Origin of the sequence: Methylobacterium sp. CCH5-D2 (genome assembly GCF_001556475.1) — a bacterium.
GTDB classification, from domain to species: domain Bacteria; phylum Pseudomonadota; class Alphaproteobacteria; order Rhizobiales; family Beijerinckiaceae; genus Methylobacterium; species Methylobacterium hispanicum.
Genome location: NZ_LSIX01000898.1, coordinates 33954 through 55488 on the forward strand (window position 1 = coordinate 33954; position 21535 = coordinate 55488).

Annotated in this window: 26 protein-coding genes; 25 read left to right on the forward strand and 1 reads right to left on the reverse strand. The window is 64.9% G+C overall.

Going from position 1 to position 21535, the window contains the following annotated elements:
* The first annotated feature begins 26 nt into the window (after window positions 1-26).
* The 25 genes from AX737_RS24200 (at window position 27) to AX737_RS24310 (ending at window position 20525) form a co-directional block, all read left to right on the forward strand.
* On the forward strand, window positions 27-269 hold the full coding sequence (locus AX737_RS24200) for a helix-turn-helix transcriptional regulator (RefSeq protein WP_027297061.1): 243 nt from the start codon (window positions 27-29) through the stop codon (window positions 267-269).
* Window positions 270-347: 78 nt separating this feature from the next.
* Window positions 348-650, forward strand: coding sequence for a DUF2285 domain-containing protein (locus tag AX737_RS32495; RefSeq protein WP_058454244.1), 303 nt, complete (start codon window positions 348-350; stop codon window positions 648-650).
* Window positions 651-1189: 539 nt separating this feature from the next.
* Window positions 1190-1522, forward strand: coding sequence for a DUF2285 domain-containing protein (locus AX737_RS32500; protein ID WP_223850426.1), 333 nt, complete (start codon window positions 1190-1192; stop codon window positions 1520-1522).
* 126 nt (window positions 1523-1648) lie between these two features.
* Window positions 1649-1933, forward strand: a complete 285-nt coding sequence (locus AX737_RS32505; RefSeq protein ID WP_024350838.1) for a helix-turn-helix domain-containing protein — start codon at window positions 1649-1651, stop codon at window positions 1931-1933.
* Between the two features lie 13 nt (window positions 1934-1946).
* Window positions 1947-2834 (forward strand): replication initiator protein A, encoded by an 888-nt coding sequence (locus tag AX737_RS24210; RefSeq protein ID WP_058454246.1) that lies wholly within the window; start codon window positions 1947-1949, stop codon window positions 2832-2834.
* Window positions 2835-3042: 208 nt separating this feature from the next.
* Complete coding sequence (parA, locus tag AX737_RS24215; protein WP_027297065.1) at window positions 3043-3681, forward strand: ParA family partition ATPase; 639 nt, start codon at window positions 3043-3045, stop codon at window positions 3679-3681.
* Window positions 3678-3932 carry a hypothetical protein gene (locus tag AX737_RS24220; protein ID WP_058454247.1) on the forward strand — a complete coding sequence of 85 codons (255 nt, stop codon included), beginning with the start codon at window positions 3678-3680 and terminating at the stop codon, window positions 3930-3932. The genes parA and AX737_RS24220 overlap by 4 nt, the downstream gene beginning before the upstream one ends.
* Complete coding sequence (locus tag AX737_RS24225) at window positions 3929-4450, forward strand: DUF2840 domain-containing protein (RefSeq protein WP_058454248.1); 522 nt, start codon at window positions 3929-3931, stop codon at window positions 4448-4450. Before AX737_RS24220 ends, AX737_RS24225 begins: the two co-directional genes overlap by 4 nt.
* A complete protein-coding gene (locus tag AX737_RS24230; RefSeq protein ID WP_058454249.1) occupies window positions 4447-4992 on the forward strand; it encodes a S26 family signal peptidase in 546 nt (181 codons plus the stop codon). Before AX737_RS24225 ends, AX737_RS24230 begins: the two co-directional genes overlap by 4 nt.
* Before the next feature lie 46 nt (window positions 4993-5038).
* Window positions 5039-5386: a DUF736 domain-containing protein gene (locus tag AX737_RS24235; RefSeq protein WP_058454250.1), complete on the forward strand. Its 348-nt coding sequence runs from the start codon at window positions 5039-5041 to the stop codon at window positions 5384-5386.
* Between the two features lie 3 nt (window positions 5387-5389).
* Window positions 5390-6151 carry a lytic transglycosylase domain-containing protein gene (locus AX737_RS24240; protein WP_058454251.1) on the forward strand — a complete coding sequence of 254 codons (762 nt, stop codon included), beginning with the start codon at window positions 5390-5392 and terminating at the stop codon, window positions 6149-6151.
* A 244-nt stretch (window positions 6152-6395) separates the two neighbouring features.
* Window positions 6396-8135 carry a VirD2 family relaxase/mobilization nuclease gene (locus AX737_RS24245; RefSeq protein WP_058454252.1) on the forward strand — a complete coding sequence of 580 codons (1740 nt, stop codon included), beginning with the start codon at window positions 6396-6398 and terminating at the stop codon, window positions 8133-8135.
* Between the two features lie 25 nt (window positions 8136-8160).
* Complete coding sequence (locus AX737_RS24250; RefSeq protein WP_058454253.1) at window positions 8161-10146, forward strand: conjugal transfer protein TraG; 1986 nt, start codon at window positions 8161-8163, stop codon at window positions 10144-10146.
* A gap of 9 nt (window positions 10147-10155) precedes the next feature.
* Complete coding sequence (locus AX737_RS24255; protein WP_024350828.1) at window positions 10156-10587, forward strand: hypothetical protein; 432 nt, start codon at window positions 10156-10158, stop codon at window positions 10585-10587.
* Between the two features lie 169 nt (window positions 10588-10756).
* Window positions 10757-11737 carry a P-type conjugative transfer ATPase TrbB gene (trbB, locus tag AX737_RS24260; RefSeq protein ID WP_058454254.1) on the forward strand — a complete coding sequence of 327 codons (981 nt, stop codon included), beginning with the start codon at window positions 10757-10759 and terminating at the stop codon, window positions 11735-11737.
* On the forward strand, window positions 11737-12069 hold the full coding sequence (locus AX737_RS24265) for a TrbC/VirB2 family protein (protein WP_024350826.1): 333 nt from the start codon (window positions 11737-11739) through the stop codon (window positions 12067-12069). The genes trbB and AX737_RS24265 overlap by 1 nt, the downstream gene beginning before the upstream one ends.
* Window positions 12069-12350: a VirB3 family type IV secretion system protein gene (locus AX737_RS24270; RefSeq protein ID WP_027297074.1), complete on the forward strand. Its 282-nt coding sequence runs from the start codon at window positions 12069-12071 to the stop codon at window positions 12348-12350. Before AX737_RS24265 ends, AX737_RS24270 begins: the two co-directional genes overlap by 1 nt.
* Before the next feature lie 11 nt (window positions 12351-12361).
* Window positions 12362-14815 (forward strand): conjugal transfer protein TrbE, encoded by a 2454-nt coding sequence (gene trbE / locus AX737_RS24275; RefSeq protein WP_058454255.1) that lies wholly within the window; start codon window positions 12362-12364, stop codon window positions 14813-14815.
* Window positions 14812-15582: a P-type conjugative transfer protein TrbJ gene (gene trbJ / locus AX737_RS24280; protein WP_029660577.1), complete on the forward strand. Its 771-nt coding sequence runs from the start codon at window positions 14812-14814 to the stop codon at window positions 15580-15582. Before trbE ends, trbJ begins: the two co-directional genes overlap by 4 nt.
* Window positions 15583-15593: 11 nt before the next feature.
* On the forward strand, window positions 15594-15980 hold the full coding sequence (gene trbK-alt / locus AX737_RS37490; RefSeq protein WP_070154328.1) for a putative entry exclusion protein TrbK-alt: 387 nt from the start codon (window positions 15594-15596) through the stop codon (window positions 15978-15980).
* Between the two features lie 4 nt (window positions 15981-15984).
* On the forward strand, window positions 15985-17340 hold the full coding sequence (gene trbL / locus AX737_RS24285; protein WP_024350822.1) for a P-type conjugative transfer protein TrbL: 1356 nt from the start codon (window positions 15985-15987) through the stop codon (window positions 17338-17340).
* A complete protein-coding gene (gene trbF / locus AX737_RS24290; RefSeq protein ID WP_024350821.1) occupies window positions 17340-18023 on the forward strand; it encodes a conjugal transfer protein TrbF in 684 nt (227 codons plus the stop codon). The genes trbL and trbF overlap by 1 nt, the downstream gene beginning before the upstream one ends.
* Window positions 18020-19069 carry a P-type conjugative transfer protein TrbG gene (gene trbG, locus AX737_RS24295; RefSeq protein ID WP_058454256.1) on the forward strand — a complete coding sequence of 350 codons (1050 nt, stop codon included), beginning with the start codon at window positions 18020-18022 and terminating at the stop codon, window positions 19067-19069. The genes trbF and trbG overlap by 4 nt, the downstream gene beginning before the upstream one ends.
* Window positions 19066-20286 (forward strand): TrbI/VirB10 family protein, encoded by a 1221-nt coding sequence (locus tag AX737_RS32515; RefSeq protein ID WP_058454257.1) that lies wholly within the window; start codon window positions 19066-19068, stop codon window positions 20284-20286. Before trbG ends, AX737_RS32515 begins: the two co-directional genes overlap by 4 nt.
* 2 nt (window positions 20287-20288) lie before the next feature.
* Window positions 20289-20525 carry a DUF2274 domain-containing protein gene (locus AX737_RS24310; RefSeq protein WP_024350817.1) on the forward strand — a complete coding sequence of 79 codons (237 nt, stop codon included), beginning with the start codon at window positions 20289-20291 and terminating at the stop codon, window positions 20523-20525.
* On the opposite strand, the gene AX737_RS24315 is transcribed toward AX737_RS24310, so the two are convergent.
* On the reverse strand, window positions 20522-21424 hold the full coding sequence (locus tag AX737_RS24315; protein WP_058454400.1) for a LysR family transcriptional regulator: 903 nt from the start codon (window positions 21422-21424) through the stop codon (window positions 20522-20524). The two genes, AX737_RS24310 and AX737_RS24315, sit on opposite strands and share 4 nt — an antisense overlap.
* Between the last annotated feature and the right edge of the window lie 111 nt (window positions 21425-21535).

Here is a 21535-nt window from a genome sequence, read left to right on the forward strand (position 1 = left end):
TAGGTCCGAGTGGGAGGTGATCATGCATGATCACCGCCCGACAATCACGGGCCGCGCGCGCGTTGCTGGGTTGGACACAGGAGACGCTCGCTGACAAGGCTCGCGTATCTCTGACCGCCCTCAAGCGCCTCGAGTCCGCCAGTGGCCTCGAGGTGTACGAGAGCACGCGGGATGAGGTCAGGCGCGCTTTCGAACAGAATGGCGTCGTGTTCCTGAGCTCCGACCGTGGTGTGGGAGTGATGGTGGTTGATCGCAAAGGGCAAGCCTGACGGCACGCGAGGAGCGAACTCGCAAACGCCCCTCTCATCGGGTTGCGCTAGAAGCTCGCTCGTAAGATCGTTAACAAAATGCTCCAGTATGGATGGATATCCGCGCCGGGGAACGCCGTGACTACAAGCTTATTTCTTGATGAACCGCCAAGCAGCGCGACGCCGACCGCGTATGACGCGGCCAATGTGAAGCTTTACCTGCGTTTGCTGGATGCCGAAGCGCAAGGCGCTTCCTGGGCAGACGTCGTCGAGACGATTTTCGGGATTTCGGTGAACGCCGAGCCCGAGCGTGCCGAGCGCGTTCACCGCTCGCATCTCGCGCGCGCAAAGTGGATGACGAAGAACGGCTATAGCGGTTTGCTGGCCGGCCGCGTGAACTGAACGTGATGCAGGTTTCGCATCACGTTGCTCCGCCTTCGTTATTCCCAGCCCTCACACAACTTGGAATCGTGTCCGCAGCTCAATTCGCGCGCTAAAACTGCGGAGGCTGTGGAGGATGTCTGAAGAAGATTCTTGGCGGTCAGAGGCCGCTTACGACTATGTCGATGCTCTGTCTCCCGGAGATCTTGCCTGGGAGTTTTTGCGGAGAAACACCGAGTACCGGCGATCATACGACGAATTCCTCCAGGCAGGCGACAACACCGAAGAACTGACCCGGGAGTTTACATCCCGATGGGGGTTGCGATTTCCCGGCAGACCCTTCTGCATCTGCAATCGTCTCTCCAGTCTTTTGGGACGCCCACTTCGATCCATCGATCGTCGTCCTCGGCAAAATCCCGACGGCTCACACGCCTCCCTCACTTGACGATTTCATCAGGGCGCAGGCCATAAATGGCATCGATGGCGAGATGCTGCGCCTTCAGATCCGGGGCGAAAAGTTCGACGCTTCTTTCCGCGACGGTGCCGGAAGTCTCGCGGCCATGGTCCTTCTCGATGAGCTTACGCCCGACCGCCTGAGCGCGCTGGCTCGTTTTTGGGCGGCTCTCGCTGGAAAAACCGTCCCGCCGGATCCGCGTATCACCCGATCCCGACAAAAGCGGGCGCGCGAAATGCTGCGCGTCCTCGACGGTCGGGCATCCGGAGCGACGTATCGTGCAATCGCCGACGCCGTCTTTCCCAAACATGATCACGACGCAGCCTCGTGGGTAGGCAGCGCAATCCGCGAGACGACCATTCGCCTGGCTAGAGACGGCGCGAAGCTCGTCCAGGGCGGCTATCGTTCGATCTTGCGTCGGCCACGCCGAGACCGCTGACCCCCCAAAGGGTGTCGAACTTATCTCCTTTACTTCGACATCGTGCCGACCGCCGCAATCGCGCCACCGTGACCGCAATCCGCCGCCTGTCCGAGGCAGGCGCCGCGAAACCACGGAGGTTCGATCATGGACGAAACGGCCGCCCCCATGCCGCCACGCTACCTCAGGACAGAGGAAGCCGCGCGCTTTCTCGGGCTGTCGGAGCGCACGCTCGAAAAGCACCGAACATATGGCACCGGACCGACCTACCGGAAGCTCGGTGGACGGGTGGTCTATTCGCTGACCGACCTGCAGGCGTGGGCCGATCGCGGCTTGGTGACCTCGACCTCGGATCCGCGTGGCGGCATCGTCGCTCCTGCGAAAGCTGCGGCCTCCCAAGGCCGCAACGCCGGCACTTCCGGCCTTCGCTGATCCGGTCTCCGTGATGTCGTCCCGCCATCAACGCAGCGACGAGAGAGCGCAACTCGACCTCTTCCGGGCGCTGCCCGGTGACTTGGCGCCTCGCGATGCGCAGGACCTGATGGCCTATCCATTCTTCTCGCTCGCCAAGTCGAAGCGGCTTGCGCCGATCGACTTCAAGGCCGGCTCGGTCAAGATCCGTGTCGAGGCAGTGCCCGAGCATGGCATGGCGACGATCTGGGACGCCGACATCCTCATCTGGGCCGCCTCACAGATCGTCGAGGCTCGCGACGTGGGGCTCCAGCCATCGCGGCTGATGGCCACGACCCCGTATGAAATCCTGAACTTCATCGGCCGCGGCGTATCGCTGCGGGATTACGATCGGCTCAAGGCCGCACTCGACCGACTGCAGTCGACGACCGTCGCGACCTCGATCCGCCAGCCGACAGAGCGTCGGATGCACCGGTTCTCCTGGATCAACGAGTGGAAGGAACGAGCCGACCAACGCGGCAGGCCGCTCGGCCTCGAACTCATCGTTCCCGACTGGTTTTACAGCGCAGTGCTCGACGACGCGCTGGTGCTCACCATCGACCGCAACTACTTCGGCCTGACCGGAGGGCTGGAGCGCTGGCTGTACCGCCTGGTGCGCAAGCACGGCGGCAAGCAGGAGTTCGGCTGGAGCTTCGACTTTCCGCACCTCCATGCAAAGTCGGGTAGCCTCTCGCCGCTCAAGCACTTTGCCTACGACCTCCGCGAGATCGTCCGCCGGCAGCCGCTCCCCGGGTATCAGCTCACCATCGAGCAGTGCGTCGGCGGTCCCGACATCCTGTCCTTCGCACCCACCGATCCCGACGCGCTTGGCATTCCGCGCCGCCGTCGCCGCTCGAAAACTCGCCCTGGGGATAAGCTGTGAATCGTCTCGTGCTATCGGGGACCGGCACTATCGTGCCATCGGGGACCGAAGTCTCGTGCTATCGGGGACCGGATTCGACGAATCCTCGCGCTGAATCAGCGACTTGCAAGCCCTGTAACTTATCTAACCTAGATTCCTACGGAATCTTTCTAACGCGACCGTGCTTTTCGGCCGCTGTGGACGAGTCCCCGATCGCCGGGAGACCGTCATGATCGTCGCGCTGCTCAACCAGAAGGGCGGCGTCGGGAAGACGACGCTCGCCCTGCACCTCGCCGGCGAATGGGCTCGCCGTGGACAGCGCGTGACGCTGATCGACGCCGACCCCCAGGGTTCGGCGCTCGACTGGTCGCAGCAGCGCAGCCGAGAGGGGTTGGAGCGACTGTTCGGTGTCGTCGGCCTGGCCCGCGACACGCTCCACCGCGAAGCGCCGGAGTTGGCCCGCGACGTTGACCATGTCGTCATCGACGGCCCGCCGCGCGTCGCTGGGCTGATGCGCTCGGCGCTGCTCGCGGCCGATCTCGTGCTCATTCCGGTGCAGCCGTCGCCGCTCGATGGCTGGGCCTCCGCCGAAATGCTCTCGCTGCTCGGGGAGGCACGCATCTACCGCCCGCAGCTCGCCGCCCGCTTCGTGCTGAACCGCTGCGCGGCTCGCACCGTGTTGGCGCGCGAGACCGCCGAAACGCTCGCGGATCACGACCCGCCCTTGCTCTCGACCACGATCGGCCAGCGCATCGTCTTCGCCGATGTCGTGCAGACCGGCCGGCTCGCCGCCGAGCAGGACGAGGATTGCCCTGGCGCGCGCGAGATCGCCGCGCTCGCGGCGGAAGTCGCGAGGATCGGCGCATGAGCGCGCGGTCCCCGAAACGCAGCTTCGCGGCGCGTCCGGTCGATCCGGAGAGCTGGATCAAGGCGCCCGAGCGCCACCACCCGCGCGCACAAGCCGGCGAGGACTTCTCGGCGCGACTGACGATCGACGTGACTGCGGATATGCGCGGCCGCATCAAGATTGCCGCCTTCCAGCGCGGTCAGACCGTCGCCGACATGCTGCGCGCGCTGTTCGAGCGCGAATTCCCACCCCCCTCAGGAGAAGGATCATGACCGGCCATGTCGCCGCGCCAATGCGCGTCGGCCGCGCCGCCATCGAGCTGCCGGCCGACACTCTCACCCAGGTCGAACTTACTTGGGTCGAGAAGCGAACGGAGCAATGGATACGGTTCGGTCGCGAGCTACGCGAACAGATCCTCGACCGGCGCCGACGCATCCTCTTCTTCCCTCCCGGAAGTATCTTTGCGCTGGTCCGATGGGCCGCAAATGAGCACGGGACCGTGCTCTCGCGCCTCGACATCCTGCGTGCTGTTGAGCCTGCTGCGCCGTGCCAGACGATGCCGACCGTCACGCCCGGCGCGGACATCCTCTTGCGCGTCGACGGCTGGCCGAAGGTGGAGCGCATGCTCCAAGCCATCGACGCGATCGAGGCGCGCGGCATCGACCCGATCGAGGTCTCGCCGGATCATTGGCGTCACGTCCACAACCGGCTGACTGTCGGCGAAGCGCCGCGCGCCTACGGCCTGCGACAGCACCAGGCCTTTCTCCTACGTCGGGAGATCGGCGCATGACCCGGCTCTCCTACGCCATCGTCACGACGGCGGCCGTATCGCTTCTCGGCCTCGCCTCGATCGCCTCATTCGCGCCGCGCCTCATCTGGAACGCTTCAGCCAGCACGCCGGTCGGCTTCTACACAATCGGCGATGTGGGCGCCCTCGACGTGACCGATCTGGTGGCGGTCGACGCGCCCGAGCCGCTCGCAACATTCCTGTCCGATGGCGACTACCTGCCACGCGGCGTGCCGCTCTTGAAGCGCGTCGCCGCGCTCCCGGGTCAACGGGTTTGCCGGACCGGGCTCGCCATCACGGTCGACGGCCTGCCGATCGGCGACGCCCTCGATCGCGATCGTCGCGGTCGCCCGCTCCCCGTTTGGCAGGGCTGCCGCTTGGTCGCGGCTGGAGAGTTGTTCCTGATGAACTGGCAGGTCCGCGACAGTCTCGACGGCCGCTACTTCGGCCCGCTTCCGGCCACCGCCGTGATCGGCCGGGCCACCCCTCTCTACACCGACGAGGACGGCGATGGCCGCTTCGTCTGGCGCGCGCCGACGCGGTGACGGCGCGCCCATGACCCTGTCCACCGCAATCTTAAGGAGACGAACAATGCCCGTGATCGGTCAATTCATGCGCGAGAATGATGGCTTCATCGGCCATCTGACGACACTTTCCCTGCACCAGGACATCATCATCGTCGCGGCCGAGCCATCCGAAGCTGAGAACGCGCCCGACTACCGCGTCCATGTGCTCGACACCATGAGCAACGAGACCGGCGCGGAGATCGGCGCGGGCTGGAAGCGCACCGGCGAGAAGGCCGGCGAATACGTCTCGCTGCAGCTTGACGATCCGACCTTCGAACATCCGATCCGCGCCAACCTGTTCCAGTCGGCCGACGACAAGTCCGCCTGGGCCCTGCACTGGAACCGCCCGCCAAAGCGCGGCGAGCTGGACTGAACGATGCCCGCCACACGCATCAAACCTGTCGTCGGAGGGAGGATCGCCCTCCGACGTGCAGCTCTCCTTCTCCTTTCCGGCCTGGTCCTCGCCGGATCCGCCGCGAGCACTGCCTGCGCCCAGCAGGCGCAGGTCGAGCAGCCATCACGCAGCGATCCCTATGGCGCGTACATCGCAGAGGCGTCTCAGCGGTTTGGCGTTCCAGAAACGTGGATTCGTGCCGTCATGCGCGTCGAAAGCGCGGGCGATGTGCGCGCGATCTCGTCGGCCGGCGCAATGAGCCTGATGCAAATCATGCCCGCCACGTGGGAGGAGTTGCGCGTCCGGCATCGGCTCGGCGGCAACCCCTACGACCCCCGGGACAACATTCTGGCGGGTGCTGCATATCTGCGCGAGATGCACGACCGCTACGGATCGCCGGGGTTTTTGGCGGCGTACAACGCGGGTCCGGGCCGCTACGAAGAGTATCTCGCCGGCCGCCCATTGCCGGCCGAAACGCGCGCCTATGTCGCGACGCTCGCCCCCATCGTCGGGGGCGGTGAACTCACCGGCCCTGTCATGGTGGCGGCCGCCGATCCGCTAACTTGGACGAGAGCGCCGCTCTTCGTCGTACAGTCGGCCGGCAGAGAGGCTGCCGTGCCGTTGCAGTCTGACGGCAAGCCGGACACCGCCACGGCGGCGGCCCCGGTGCGCGATCAAGGCCCCGTGGCTTCGCCCACCGATGGCCTTTTCGTTACGCGCAGCGTTTCCGGGGGACCGCGATGACCGCGTTCGCACCCGTGCGTACCGTGGCGTGCCTTGGCGGGAGATGGGCAGTCTGCGGAGGGGGAGCAGTCAGCACAACCGAACGATGGCGAGATAAAAGCCGGCGATGTGCGGCTTGGTGCGGTCGTGTGTTTTCAGGGACTTATGGCGCATTTGCGCGAGGTGCGCCCAACTGGCGCAGCCTGCGCAATCGCCATTTTTCCAAGTGGTTCCTTCGCTTTGCGCGATGTGCGGAGCTTTGGCGATGAGCGGCGAGGACGATTTCCGCATCCGGCCTGGCCGCATCCGCTCGACACGCGCGCAACAGGCACGGCCCTTCATCGCTCAGGCACTTGCGGCCGCACAGCGGGCTGGCGGCCGCATCTCGCGCTCCGGCCAGATCACCACGAGCAATCGCTCGCGGTTCGGTCGCGGACAACGCGCGACAGTGCAGGCAAACCGGCTCCTGACCAGCCGGTCGCGCAACGTGGTTATCAAGACGCGCGTCGTGCGGCACACCGCTAAGGCCGCGCCGCTTAGCGCCCACCTCAGCTACCTCCGGCGCGAGGGTGTTACCCGGGACGGGGAGAAGGCCCAGCTGTTCGGTCCCGAGACCGGAGACGCCGATCCGAAGGCCTTCGCTGAGCGAACCCAGGACGACCGCCATCATTTCCGCTTCATCGTCTCACCGGAGGACGCAACGGAGATGTCCGACCTCAGGACATACGCCCGCGACCTGATGGGGCAGATGGAAAAGGACCTCGGCACCAAGCTCGATTGGGTCGGCGTCGATCATTGGAACACCGACAATCCCCATGTCCACATCATCCTGCGGGGACGTACCGACGACAGCCAGGACCTCGTAATCTCCCGCGACTACATCAAGGAAGGCATGCGCGCCCGCGCGCAAGACCTCGTCACCCAGGAACTGGGGCCCCGCACCGAGCAGGAGATCCGTCGTAACCTCGGACGTCAGGTCGAGGCGGAACGCTGGACCGATCTCGATCGGCAGATCTCCCGCGACAGCTATCGCACCGGCATCGTCGACCTCGCGCCACGTCCCGATCAGAAGCCTGACGAGTTCCACGCGTTGAAGGTCGGCAGGCTGCGCAAGCTGGAGACGCTTGATCTCGCCGATCAGGTCGGTCCCGGTCAGTGGGTTGTCTCGGAGACTGCGGAGAAGACGCTGCGCGCCCTCGGTGAACGCGGCGACATCATCAAGCGCATCCATCGTGGCCTGACCGAGCGCGGCATAGAGCGTGGCGCCGGAAGCTATGTGCTCGCGGGCGAAAGCATCGATGACCCTGTCATCGGGCGTCTGGTCGATCGCGGTCTCGACAACGAACTGAAGGGCACGGCCTACGCCGTAGTCGACGGCACCGACGGGCGAACCCATCATATTAAGCTCCCCGATCTCGACGCGGCTGCCGACAGCGCGCCGGGTTCGATCGTCGAGCTGCGCAAGTTTGACGACGTGCAGGGCCGCCGCCGTGTCGCACTCGCTGTTCGATCCGATCTCGATATCGAACAGCAGGTCCATGCGACCGGCGCCACCTGGCTCGACCGGCAGGCCATCGCCCGCGAACCGGTGGCTCTCGGTGGTGGCGGCTTTGGCGCGGAGGTGCGGCAGGCAATGGACCGACGCGCCGAGCATCTTATCCACCAAGGGCTCGCCGAACGGCAGACCCGTGGCGTCAGCTTCTCGCCCGGACTGATCGACTCGCTGCGCCAGCGCGAGGTCGAAGCGCTCGGCGAGAAGCTCGCGGCCGAAACCGGCCGGCCATTCACCAAGGCCGGAACGGGTGAGTATGTAGCGGGCACCTATCGGCAACGCTTTGCGCTCGCCTCGGGCCGCTTCGCCATGATCGACGACGGGCTCGGCTTCCAGCTCGTGCCCTGGACGCCGTCTCTCGAACGTCAACTCGGCCAGCACGTCTCCGGGGTCTCACGCGGGGGCGGCGGCGTCGACTGGAGCTTCGGCCGCAATCGCGGCCTCGGCATGTAGCCCCACCAAGAAAGGAGTGCCTGCCATGTCGGCGACGAAAATCCTCTGGGGGCAGATCCTCACCGTGTTCCTGATCGTCTTGATGACGACCTGGGGCGCCACGCAATGGACAGCCTACCGTCTCGGCTTCCAGCCCCAGCTCGGTCAGCCTTGGTTCGAACTGGCCGGATGGCCGATCTATTATCCCCCGGCCTTCTTCTGGTGGTGGTATTTCTACGACGCCTATGCGCCGCCGATCTTCGTCGAGGGCGCCTACATCGCCGCGTCGGGTGGCTTCATCTCCATCGCCGTCGCGATCGGCATGTCGGTATGGCGGGCGCGTGAAGCCAAGAATGTCGAGACCTATGGCTCGGCCCGCTGGGCACGACCGGAAGAGGTGAAGGCGGCAGGACTGCTCGGCCCCGACGGAGTCGTACTCGGCAGGCATGAGCGCGAGTATCTCCGCCATGACGGTCCGGAGCATGTGCTGTGCTTCGCGCCGACCCGTTCCGGCAAGGGCGTGGGCCTGGTGGTGCCTTCGCTCCTGACCTGGCCGGGGTCGGCGATCGTCCACGACATCAAGGGCGAGAACTGGACGCTCACCGCCGGCTATCGCGCACGGCATGGCCGCGTGCTGCTCTTCGATCCGACGAACGCGAAGTCGGCGGCCTACAACCCACTGCTCGAAGTGCGCCGCGGCGAATGGGAAGTCCGCGACGTGCAGAACATCGCAGACATTCTCGTCGACCCGGAAGGCTCGCTCGAAAAGCGAAATCACTGGGAGAAGACATCGCACGCGCTTCTGGTCGGCGCGATCCTGCATGTCCTGTACGCAGAGGCCGACAAGACGTTGGCCGGCGTCGCCGCCTTCCTCTCCGATCCGAAGCGCCCGATCGAGTCGACGCTCGCGGCGATGATGAAGACCGCCCATCTCGGCGAGGCCGGTCCACATCCGGTGATTGCCAGCGCCGCCCGCGAGCTGCTCAACAAGTCCGATAACGAGCGCTCCGGGGTGTTGTCGACAGCGATGTCGTTCCTCGGCCTGTATCGCGATCCCGTGGTCGCGGCAGTTACCCGTCGGTGCGACTGGCGCATCGCCGACATGGTCGGCGGCAAGTATCCGACCACGCTCTACCTCGTGGTGCCGCCATCTGACATAAACCGGACCAAGCCGCTGATCCGCCTGATCCTTAATCAGGTCGGCCGCCGTCTGACCGAGGACCTCCAGGCGAAAGGCAATCGCCATCGGCTGCTGCTCATGCTCGACGAGTTTCCTGCGCTTGGGCGCTTGGACTTTTTCGAGAGCGCGCTCGCCTTCATGGCGGGTTACGGTCTGAAGGCGTTCCTCATCGCGCAATCGCTGAACCAAATCGAGAAAGCCTACGGTCCGAACAACTCGATCCTCGATAACTGCCATGTGCGCGTCAGCTTCGCCACCAACGACGAGCGAACTGCGAAGCGCGTTTCGGATGCGCTTGGCACCGCGACCGAAATGAAGGCCATGAAGAACTATGCCGGCCACCGGCTATCGCCCTGGCTCGGCCACCTGATGGTGTCGCGCTCGGAGACTGCACGGCAATTGCTCACGCCGGGCGAGATCATGCAGCTCCCGCCGTCAGACGAGATCGTCATGGTCGCCGGCATCCCGCCTATCCGCGCAAAGAAGGCACGCTATTACGAGGATCGTCGGCTTCAGGAGCGCATCCTTACGCCTCCCGCACTCACGAAGCCCGCAAGCGCTCGAGCCGACGATTGGAGCGCGCTCGCCATACCGGAACCTCCCGTGCTGAGTGCGCCAGCTACGGCAGATAACCTAGCCGACGACGACCCGACGGACTCCGAGCAACGGCATCAGCCTGAACTGAGCCGCATGAAAACCGTCGAACGCAAGGCGATCGTCGACAACGAATTCGAGATCGATCCTCGCGACGACGTCGATGAGGATGCTGCGCGCCTCAGCCGCATGACGCAGACCATGCGCCAGGTCGCTCGGCAGGCATCGCTCGATCCTGGCGATGGCATCGATCTGTAGGAGGCGGGGGTGACCAAACCTTTGAAGAAGCAGCGGCTGTCGGTCTATCTCGACCCGGACGTCATGAAGGCGCTCGCAGCCCATGCTGCCCGGCGCGATCTGTCCCTGTCACTGGTAGCCGAGGCCGGTATCGCTTCATTCCTCTCGCCGGACGCTGCCGAGCGTCAGGAGGCCGCGACGACGAAGCGGCTTGACCAGCTCGACCGACGCATGGCGCGCATGGAGCGCGATCTGGGAATATCGGTCGAGACGCTCGCCGTGTTCATCCGCTTCTGGCTGACCTCCAACCCGCCGTTGCCGGAGCCGGCGCAGGTCGCGGCTCGCGCCAAAGCGTCGGAGCGCTACGAAGCCTTCGTGACCGCGCTCGGCAGACGACTCGCGCAAGGTCCGAAGCTCAGGCAGGAAATCGCGGAAGACATCCCCGCGCGCGACGCGGAATAATCACTGTTTGACGTATCACAAGTATTCGACCGTTCCGCCGTTTCCCTGTCTTTGTACGCCACAGTACGACGGCCACATGATGGTTGTTGTCACGCCATGATTTCTGCCTCTTCTACTCATCCCCGATCCAGGGGCGCCCGCGGCGGTCCCGCAAAAGAACGGGGACGACGTGACGGCAGCTCACCAGAAATCGGAGGCGATCCTTCGCGGTGCTCGGATGCTGCGCACTGCGCTCGGCCCGGCGATCGCCACGTTTCTGGAAGACCCCGCGATCGTCGAGGTGATGCTCAACCCCGACGGGCGGCTCTGGGTCGACCGGTTGTCGGAAGGTCTCTCCGACACCGGTGAACGCCTATCTCCAGCCGACGGCGAACGCATCGTTCGACTTGTCGCACATCACGTCGGGGCCGAGGTTCATGCCGGGGCGCCCCGCGTCTCCGCCGAACTGCCTGAAACAGGGGAGCGGTTTGAGGGCCTTCTGCCGCCGGTGGTGTCAGCGCCGGCTTTCGCGATCCGGAAGCCAGCCGTCGCCGTGTTCACGCTCGATGACTATGTCGCGGCTGGCATCATGCTGTCCGACCAAGCCGAAACGCTGCGTCAGGCCGTTCTTCATAGGCGGAACATCCTCGTCGCCGGCGGCACCTCCACCGGTAAGACCACGCTCACGAACGCCCTGTTAGCGGAGGTATCGAAGACATCCGATCGCGTCGTGTTGATCGAGGACACCCGTGAACTGCAATGCGCCGCGCCAAACCTGGTCGCAATGCGCACGAAGGACGGCGTCGCTTCTCTCTCCGATCTTGTCCGTTCCTCGCTGCGTCTTCGTCCCGACCGCATCCCGATCGGCGAAGTGCGCGGTGCAGAGGCGCTCGATCTGCTGAAGGCCTGGGGCACCGGCCATCCCGGCGGCGTCGGCACGATCCACGCCGGCACCGCTATCGGCGCTCTTCGCCGGATGGAGCAACTCATCCAGGAAGCCGTCGTCACGGTTCCGCGCGCGCTGATCGCCGAGACCATTGATCTGGTTGCGGTGCTCTCCGGCCGCGGCTCCTCGCGCCGCCTGACCGAGCTTGCCCGCGTCGAAGGCATGGGCCCCGACGGTGACTACTGCGTCACTCCAACAATTCCGTCCATCTCAGGAGACAGGTAATGATCAAGCATGCCCTGCGCATCCGCCGTCACATCGCCACGGCGGCTTCCGTCACTTTCATTTCCATAGCCCTCGCACCTGCCGCTCATGCGTCCGGTTCGTCGATGCCATGGGAAGCTCCTCTGCAGTCGATCCTCGAATCGATCGAGGGCCCGGTCGCAAAGATCATCGCGGTGATGATCATCATCATCACCGGCCTGACTCTCGCCTTCGGCGACACGTCGGGCGGAGCGCGCCGCCTGATCCAGATCGTGTTCGGCCTGTCGATCGCCTTCGCCGCGTCGAGCTTCTTCCTGTCGTTCTTCTCGTTCGGCGGCGGGGCGCTTGTCTGATGGCCGTTGGAGCGGATCATAGCGCGGACGTGCCGGGCTTTTCCGTGCCGGTTCATCGTGCGCTGACCGAGCACATCCTGCTCGGCGGTGCGCCGCGCTCGCTCGCGATCCTCAATGGCACCCTGGCCGCCGCGCTTGGCTTGGGCCTTCGCCTTTGGCTGGTCGGGCTGGCGCTATGGGCAGTCGGCCACTTCGCCGCCGTCTGGGCGGCCAAACGTGATGCGCAATTTGTCGACGTCGTGCGCAAACATCTGCGCATCCCCGGCCACTTGGCGACTTGAGGAGCCGGGCAGTGATGAACCTATCCGAATACCGCAATCGGAATACCCGGCTTGCCGACTTCCTACCCTGGGCGGCGCTCGCCGGCGAAGGCGTCGTCCTCAACAAAGACGGCAGTCTGCAGCGTTCGGCCCGCTTTCGCGGTCCTGACCTCGACAGCGCAGTGCCAGCCGAGCTCGTCGCCGTCGCTGGCCGGCTGAACAACGCCTTCCGTCGCCTCGGTTCCGGCTGGGCCATATTCGTCGAAGCGCAGCGCCATGGCGCGGTGTCATATCCGGCAAGCACATTTGCCGACAGCGCTTCGGCGCTTGTCGATGCCGAGCGCAAGGCAGACTTTGAAGAAGCCGGCGCCCATTTCGAGTCCAGCTACTTCCTCACATTCCTTTATCTACCGCCGGCCGAGGATGCCGCCCGTGCCGAGACCTGGCTCTACGAGGGTCGGGACCATGCCGGCGTCGATGCGCGCGAAGTGCTCCGAAGTTTTGTCGATCGCACCGACCGTATCCTCAACCTGATAGACGCCTTCATGCCGGAGTGCGTATGGCTCGATGACGCCGAAACGCTCACCTACCTGCATTCGACGATCTCGACGAAGCGCCATCGCGTCCGCGTGCCCGAAACGCCGATGTACCTCGACGCTTTGCTCGCCGATCAGCCGCTTACCGGCGGGCTGGAGCCCCGGCTTGGAGATGCGCACGTACGCATCCTCACTATCGTCGGCTTCCCGACCGCGACGACGCCCGGCATCCTCGACGAGCTGAACCGGCTCGCCTTTCCCTATCGCTGGTCGACCCGAGCGATCCTGCTCGACAAGACCGACGCGACCAAGCTGCTGACGAAGATCAGGCGGCAGTGGTTCGCAAAGCGCAAGTCGATCGCCGCCATTCTCAAAGAGGTGATGACCAACGAGGCATCGGCGCTCGTTGACACTGACGCAGCCAACAAGGCCGCTGACGCTGATATGGCGCTGCAGGAACTGGGCGCCGACTATGCCGGCCAAGCCTACGTGACCGCGACCATCACCGTCTGGGACGATGATCCCCGCGTCGCGGCCGAGAAGCTCCGGCTTGTGGAAAAGGTCATTCAGGGCCGCGACTTCACGGCGATGACTGAGACCATCAATGCTGTCGACGCCTGGCTGGGCTCACTCCCCGGGCATGTCTACGCCAACATCCGCCAGCCGCCCATCAGCACATTGAATCTCGCTCACATGATCCCGCTGTCAGCGGTGTGGGCGGGACCGGAACGGGACGAGCACTTCGATGCACCCCCACTGCTTTACGGCAGAACGGAGGGCTCGACCCCGTTCCGGCTTTCCATCCACGTCGGCGATGTCGGTCATACGCTGATCGTCGGGCCGACCGGCGCCGGTAAATCGGTGCTTCTCGCACTCATGGCGCTCCAGTTCCGCCGCTATGCACAATCTCAGGTCTTCGCCTTCGACTTCGGCGGATCGATCCGCGCCGCGGCGCTCGCCATGCAGGGCGACTGGCATGATCTCGGCGGCGGTTTGACCGAGGGTTCCGAGGAGAGTGTGTCGCTCCAGCCGCTCGCCCGCATCGACGACGTCGCCGAGCGCGCCTGGGCCTCCGACTGGCTGATCGCGATCCTCTCCCGAGAGAGCGTGCCGGTCACGCCCGAGGTCAAGGAGCATCTGTGGTCGGCGCTTTCGTCGTTGGCGTCAGCGCCGGTCGCCGAGCGCACGTTGACCGGGCTGTCGGTACTTCTCCAGTCCAATGACCTGAAACAGGCGCTGCGACCCTACTGCGTCGGCGGCCCCTATGGCCGGCTGTTGGACGCTGAGGCCGAGCATCTCGGCGAGGCGCATGTCCAGGCTTTCGAGACCGAAGGTCTGATCGGCACCGGTGCAGCGGCAGCGGTGCTCGCCTATCTCTTCCATCGCATCGAGGACCGCCTCGACGGCCGGCCGACACTCCTGATCGTGGATGAAGGTTGGCTCGCCCTCGACGACGACGGCTTCGCCGGACAACTCCGCGAATGGCTGAAGACGCTGCGCAAGAAAAACGCCAGCGTCATCTTCGCCACCCAGTCGCTCTCCGACATCGACGGCTCTGCGATAGCGCCGGCGATTATCGAGAGCTGCCAAACGCGCATCCTCCTGCCGAACGAGCGCGCGGTCGAGCCGCAGATCACCGCGATTTACCGCCGCTTCGGTCTCAACGACCGGCAGATCGAAATCCTCGCGCGGGCAACGCCCAAGCGAGACTATTACTGCCAGTCGCGACGGGGCAATCGCCTGTTCGAGCTGGGCCTGTCGGATGTGGCGCTGGCGCTGTGCGCAGCCTCATCCAAACAGCATCAAGCGATGATCGCCGATGTCCACGCCCGAAGCGGCACCGAGGGGTTCCTCGCCGAGTGGCTGGCGGCCAACCGACTCGACTGGGCTGCCGACCTGATCACCGACCTCACCAACGTCAATCAACAAGACCCGGAGGCACGTCCATGACACGTCTGATTCAAACCCACAGTCGCGCACTGCGCGTGACGGCCGCACTCCTCGCGGTCCCGCTCGCACTTTCACCGGTCCTCAGCACCCCGGCTGCCGCTCAGTGGATCGTCTACGACCCAACGAACTATGCCCAGAACGTCCTCACTGCGGCGCGGACCCTCCAGCAGGTGAATCAGCAGATCACTCAGCTTCAGAACGAAGCTCAGATGCTGATCAATCAGGCGCGCAATCTTGCCAGCCTCCCGCACTCTTCGCTTCAGCAGCTTCAACAGTCGGTTCAGCGGACGCAACAGCTTCTGAGCGAGGCGCAGGGGATAGCCCTTAACGTCCAACAGATCGACCGAGCATTCCAGACCACCTATGGCAATGCCTCGATGTCCGCCTCGGATCAGGCGCTCGTCACACAGGCGCGGGAGCGCTGGCAGAACACTGTCGGTGGTCTGCAGGACGCTATGCGGGTCCAGGCGGGTGTTGTCGGCAACATCGACACCAACCGTACGGAGATGTCAGCGCTTATCGGCCAAAGCCAGGGCGCGACGGGGGCGTTGCAGGCGACGCAGGCCGGCAATCAACTGCTCGCACTGCAGGCCCAACAGCTCGCCGACCTCACCGCCGTCGTCGCCGCTAACGGGCGCGCTCAGAGCCTATCCGAAGCCGAGCGCGCCGCAGCGGCGGAACAGGGTCGTGAGCAGCGCCGTCGCTTTCTCACGCCCGGCAGCGGCTACCAGCCGGGCAATGCGCGCATGTTCCCGAACGGCAATTGAGGGGACCGACCGTGGACGGCAAATTGGTCGCTCGGATGGGCGCCGTGATTTTCGTCGCGGTTGCGGTCACCGCGACCGCGATCGAGATGTCCCGGAAAGAGGAAGTGCCTGAGGCTTGGTCGTCCGGACGAACGCCTCAAGAAACTGCGGATCCCCTGCGCGACGCGCTCATCCGCTGCCAGGCACTCGGTGAAGAAGGTCCGCGAGACCCCGCCTGCCGCCGGGCCTGGGCCGAGAACCGACACCGCTTTCTCGCGCCCGGTTCTCGTCCCGTCGAGCGCTTGCCGGACGTAGCATCACCCATCGGTGACGTCTTCAGCCCTCAACCACGAGGGACAGACGCGCAAGATCACGCGCCGACCGCGCCGAGCACGCCACAGATCAACGAAGCGCGATAGCATCATGGGCAACACCGGCGTCATCGACCACTTCCTCGAGGTCTTCACTCGCTACATCGACAGCGGGTTCGGCCTGCTTAGCGGAGAGGTCGCCTTCATCGCCACGACCCTGATCGTCATCGACGTGACGCTCGCGGCACTGTTCTGGAGCTGGGGCGCCGACGACGACATCATGGCGCGGCTGGTGAAGAAAACGCTCTTCGTCGGCGTCTTCGCCTACATCATCGGCAACTGGAACAACCTCGCACGTATCGTCTTCGAGAGCTTCGCCGGTCTCGGGCTGAAGGCGAGTGGCACCGGATTTTCAACTGCGGACCTCATGCGCCCGGGAAGAGTCGCGCAGACCGGCCTAGACGCCGGTCGACCATTGCTCGACTCCATCTCCAGCCTGATGGGCTACTGGTCGTTCTTCGAGAACTTCATCCAGATTGCCTGCATGTTTCTTGCCTGGGCGCTGGTCCTGCTCGCCTTCTTCATTCTCGCCATCCAGCTGTTCGTCACCCTCATTGAATTCAAGCTGACGACGCTCGCCGGCTTCGTCCTGATCCCGTTCGGCCTGTTCGGCAAATCCGCGTTTATGGCCGAGCGCGTGCTCGGCAACGTCATCTCCTCCGGCATCAAGGTTCTGGTCCTCGCTGTCATCATCGGCATCGGGTCAACGCTCTTCTCAGAGTTCACTTCCGGTTTTGGCGGGCAGAATCCGTCGATCGACGAAGCCATGGCGATCGTGCTGGCCGCGTTGTCACTTCTCGGCCTCGGCATTTTTGGTCCCGGAATCGCCACCGGGCTCGTTTCTGGCGGCCCGCAGCTCAGTGCAGGCGCGGCGATAGGAACCGGCCTCGCAGCGGGCGGCGTGGTCGCTCTTGGCGCCGGCGCCGTCGGTGCAGCAGCCTCCGGCGGCGCGGCCTTGGCAGGCGGTGCGGCAGCCGCAGCTCGTGGTGGCGCCGCCATCGCGGGTGGAGCGTCCACAGCCTACAGCCTTGGCGCAGCCGGACAGTCCGGCGCGGCCGGGGTGGCCTCCGGCCTCGGAGGCGTTGCGCGTGCAGGCGGCAGCGCGGCTGTCTCACCTCTGCGCCGTGCCGCATCGCGCGCTGCCGACACAATGAGGTCAAGCTTCAACGCAGGCGGCAAAGCGGCGTTCGAAGCGACAGGCGGAACGTCCACCATGGGCTCGATAGGGGGTGATGCCGCCAGCGATGGCGCGGCGCCTGCGAGCGCTGGCGGGCCGCCGGCTTGGGCGCAGAGAATGCGCCGGTCCCAGCAAATGACTCACGCCGCCCAGGCCACGGCTCATGCCGTCCGCTCTGGCGACGCCCATGGCGGCGGTTCCTCGGTAAATCTGACTCAAGGCGACCGCTAATGTTCAAACGACCATCCACTCACTACGGCAAGGCACCCGAGCCGGAGACGCCGTATCAACGTGCTGCCCAAGTCTGGGACGATCGGATCGGGGCCTCCAGGATCCAGGCGAAAAACTGGCGGCTGATGGCTTTCGGCTCGCTGATCCTTACGGCGGGGTTCGCCACCGCCCTCGTCGTGCAATCAGCTCGCGGGACCGTCGTGCCGTGGGTCGTGCAGGTCGATCGACTGGGTCAGTCCCAGGCGGTCGCACCCGCCGAGGCCGACTTCCGGCCCACCGATCCACAAATCGCCTTTCATCTCGCGCGCTTCATCGAACAGGTTCGCAGCATCCCGGCGGACGCGATCATCGTGCGCCAGAACTGGCTACGGGCGTACGACTTCACCACTGATCGCGGCGCCATGGCGCTCAACGACTATGCTCGCTCGAACGACCCGTTCACGCGGGTCGGCCGACAGCAGGTTGCTGTCGATGTCTCAAGCGTCATCCGCGCCTCGCCCGACAGCTTCCGCGTCGCCTGGGTCGAGCGCCGCTATGAGAACGGCCAGCTCGCCGAGACCACGCGCTGGACCGCGATCCTGACGATCGTCGTGCAGGTCCCCCGCAACGCCGATCGGCTGAGGGCAAACCCGCTCGGCATCTATGTCAACGCCATCAATTGGTCACGGGAGCTTGGGCAATGAAGCCGTCTTTCCGTAAAGCCGGAAACCCGGCTTCACACGCACTTGTAATCCCGGCTCTCCGCAGAGCCGCAATCCCGATGGTCCTGCTGGCGACAACTGCGCTCGCGGGCTGCGCCACCACGAACCCACCGCCCGAGATCTCCTACGACAACGCGGCTCCCGCCGTGCAGACCGTCGATCCGCCAGCGCCCGTCACCGTGGTCGAACTGCCGCGGCCGCTGCCGCTACCCGGCCAGTTGCAGCGTGTGCCGGAGACGCGACGCGCGCCCGAGCCCGCCAACCCAACGGCGCGCGTCAACCAGGCTAATGAGGCGGCCCGCGTCCAGCCGGTGCGCGACGGCTTCATCAACTCCATGCAGGTCTATCCCTGGACGCAAGGCGCGCTCTATCAGGTATATACCGCTGTCGGTCAGATCACCGACATCGCGCTTCAGCCCGGCGAACAGCTCGTCGGCGCAGGCCCTGTTGCGGCCGGGGACACGGTGCGCTGGATCATCGGCGACACCGAGAGCGGATCGGGCGCGACGCGCCAGATCCACATCCTCGTGAAGCCCACACGGGCCGACCTGATGACGAACCTGGTCATCAACACCAACATGCGCACCTATCACATGGAGTTGCGGTCGACAGAGCGAACCTACATGGCTTCAGTGTCCTGGCAGTATCCGCAGGATCAACTCATCGCGCTGCGCCGGCAGAATTCCGACGCGCAGGCCGCTCAACCGGTTGCGAGCGGTGTCGATCTCGCGAACGTCAATTTCCGCTATGCCATCGAGGGTGACCGCGCTCCTTGGCGCCCACTGCGCGCCTTCGACGACGGTCGCCAGGTCTTCATCGAGTTTCCGCGAGGCATTGGTCAGGGCGAGATGCCGCCGCTCTTCGTCGTCGGGCCCGAGGGCAACACCTCAGAACTGGTGAACTACCGCGTTCGCGGCCACCACATGATCGTCGATCGACTCTTCGCGGCGGCGGAACTGCGGTTCGGTTCCGGTCGCGAGCAGAAGCGCGTCAGGATCGTCCGAACCGACGGGAGGCCCACCTCGTGAGCGCGAACTCGCCCCCAAATGAGGAAGTGCCAGACGATGATGCACAGCCCCTGACCGGCGAGCCGGTCTTGCCAGCGCCGATGCGTCTGCGCGCCGAACCGCCCCGCGTCACTCGACTATCGCGCAAGGTCCTCGCCGGCCTTGGTCTTGTCGCCAGCGTCGGCCTTGGTGGTGCACTGCTCTACGCGCTCCAGACGCGCGACGCCGGTCGGCCCAACGACGAACTCTATTCGACCGAGAATCGCTCGACGGCTGACGGCTTGGCCGGCCTGCCGCGAGATTACAGTGGCGTGCCCCAACTCGGTCCGCCCCTTCCCGGTGACCTCGGCCGACCGATCCTCAGCACCCAGGATCGCGGACAGCCGGTGCCCGCTCCCGTTATCGCCACGCCCAACCCCGGTATCAGCGCGGAAGAGCAGCGCCGCCTTCAGGAGATCGAGACCGCGCGGACCAGCCGCCTCTTCTCCGGATCGGACAGCCGGGGCGCTCCCGCTGCAGCGGGAGCTGCCCCAGCACTCCCGCACGCTCCGGATTTGGCGAGCCTCGGCCTCGCGCCTCCGCCGGCCACACCCTCCGCGCAGGAGCGTCAGAACGCTTTCCTGAACGCAGCGACCGATCGACGGACGGTGTCGCCCGATCGCGTCGTTGCTCCAGCGTCGCCAAATGTACTTCAGGCCGGCGCAGTTATCGCGGCAGCTCTTATAACCGGCATCCGATCCGACCTCCCGGGCCAGATCACCGCTCAGGTGACCGAAAACATCTACGACAGCCCGACAGGGCGCATTCTGCTCGTGCCACAAGGCACGCGCATTATCGGCCAGTACGATAACAATGTGCAATTCGGTCAAAGCCGCGTCCTGCTAGTCTGGAATCGACTGATCTTCCCAAATGGCCGTTCGATAGTGCTCGAGCGCCAGCCCGGCGCAGACGTCGAAGGCTATGCCGGCCTGCAGGATGGCGTCGATTACCACTGGTGGGATCTTGCCAAGGCCGCCGGTCTCTCGACTCTTCTCGGAGTCGGCGCCGAGCTCGCCGCCGACAATGACGACCGTCTCATCCAGGCGATCCGGAATGGCGGTCAAGACACGATCAACGATGCCGGTCAGCAGATCGTCAGACGGCAGCTCAACGTGGCTCCAACATTGACGATCCGGCCGGGATTTCCTGTCCGTGTCGTCGTGACCCGTGATCTCGTTCTCGAACCTTATGGGGGCTGATGATGTCGAAGCTCAAGCTAGGTCCCATCGCCGACGAGAAGCCGATCAAGGTTCAGGTGGAGCTGCCGGCGGCTCTCCACCAAGACCTTTCCGACTACGCGGATTTGTTAGGGCGCGAACAAGGTATGCCTGCTGTCGAGCCCGCGCGGTTGATCGTACCGATGTTGCAGCGGTTCATCGCAACCGATCGAGGGTTCTCGAAGGCTAGGCGTACGAAGACCCAGAACGCCTCCGATTAGCTGGCGCTGCTCCGCGTGAAGGCTGGCAGGACATTGAAGCACTTCAGCAGCAGCGGCAGAGCCGGATTGTCGTTATCGCTCGACGAAATCATAGACGCCGTCGGCGCCCGCGCGGGTGTGAGCGGAACCAATGCAATATCAGGCCGATCCACGACGCTCGTTATCGTCAGCCCGAAGCCTTGCTCGACCATGGTCAGAAGTGTTTCCCTGCTGACCTGCTGGATAGACAGTTGGATCGCCTCTTCGGCAGCGCCCAGCATCCGCCGGAGAATAGCTGCGAGTTCGCGCCCGGCACCATCGGAGCGGACAAGAAAGACTTCGTTGCAAATGTCCTCCCAGGCGAGCCGCGGTCGCGACGCGAGTTGGTGTATGGGTGATAGGGCAACGAAGAGGTCGGGTTCGCACAACCGTCGAATCTGAAACGGAGGGCCCTTCGTTGCGGCCAGGCTGATCGCCGCGTCTAGCAGCCCGCGCTCCACGCCGAGGGTGTTCTGCTCTGACGTGCCTTCTTCGAGCTTCACCTCGATCGTCGGGTGTCGCTGTCTAAAGGTCGCCAAGAGGTCGATTATGGGACATGCCGGAAACGCCTCGAGCATCCCGAACCTGACTAGTCCAGTCGTAAGTTTACGGACCGATCGCATCTCAGTGGCGGCCTCGCGAAGATACCTCGCCCCGACCGCAGCTTGCTGCAGAAATCGCTCTCCTTCCGGCGTCAATCCAGCGCCCGATCGCGTGCGCTTGAACAGGGAAACGCCAAGCTGCCGTTCGAGCATCTGAACGCGGCGGCTGACCGTTGATTGCGATATTGAAAGGCGATCCGCCGCCCTGCGGAAACTACCCGCTTCGGCGACATGGATAGCATACTTAAGGTATCGAAGATCGAGCGTCAGATCAGGCATGACGCGCATTCCCGGTTCCCGGCTTCCGTTCACACGAGCAGCGCGCGATGCTCCAAAGCCTTTGCTGGAGGCCCCGCGTTTCGATCTCAGATGGGGAATCCAAGCCGAGCC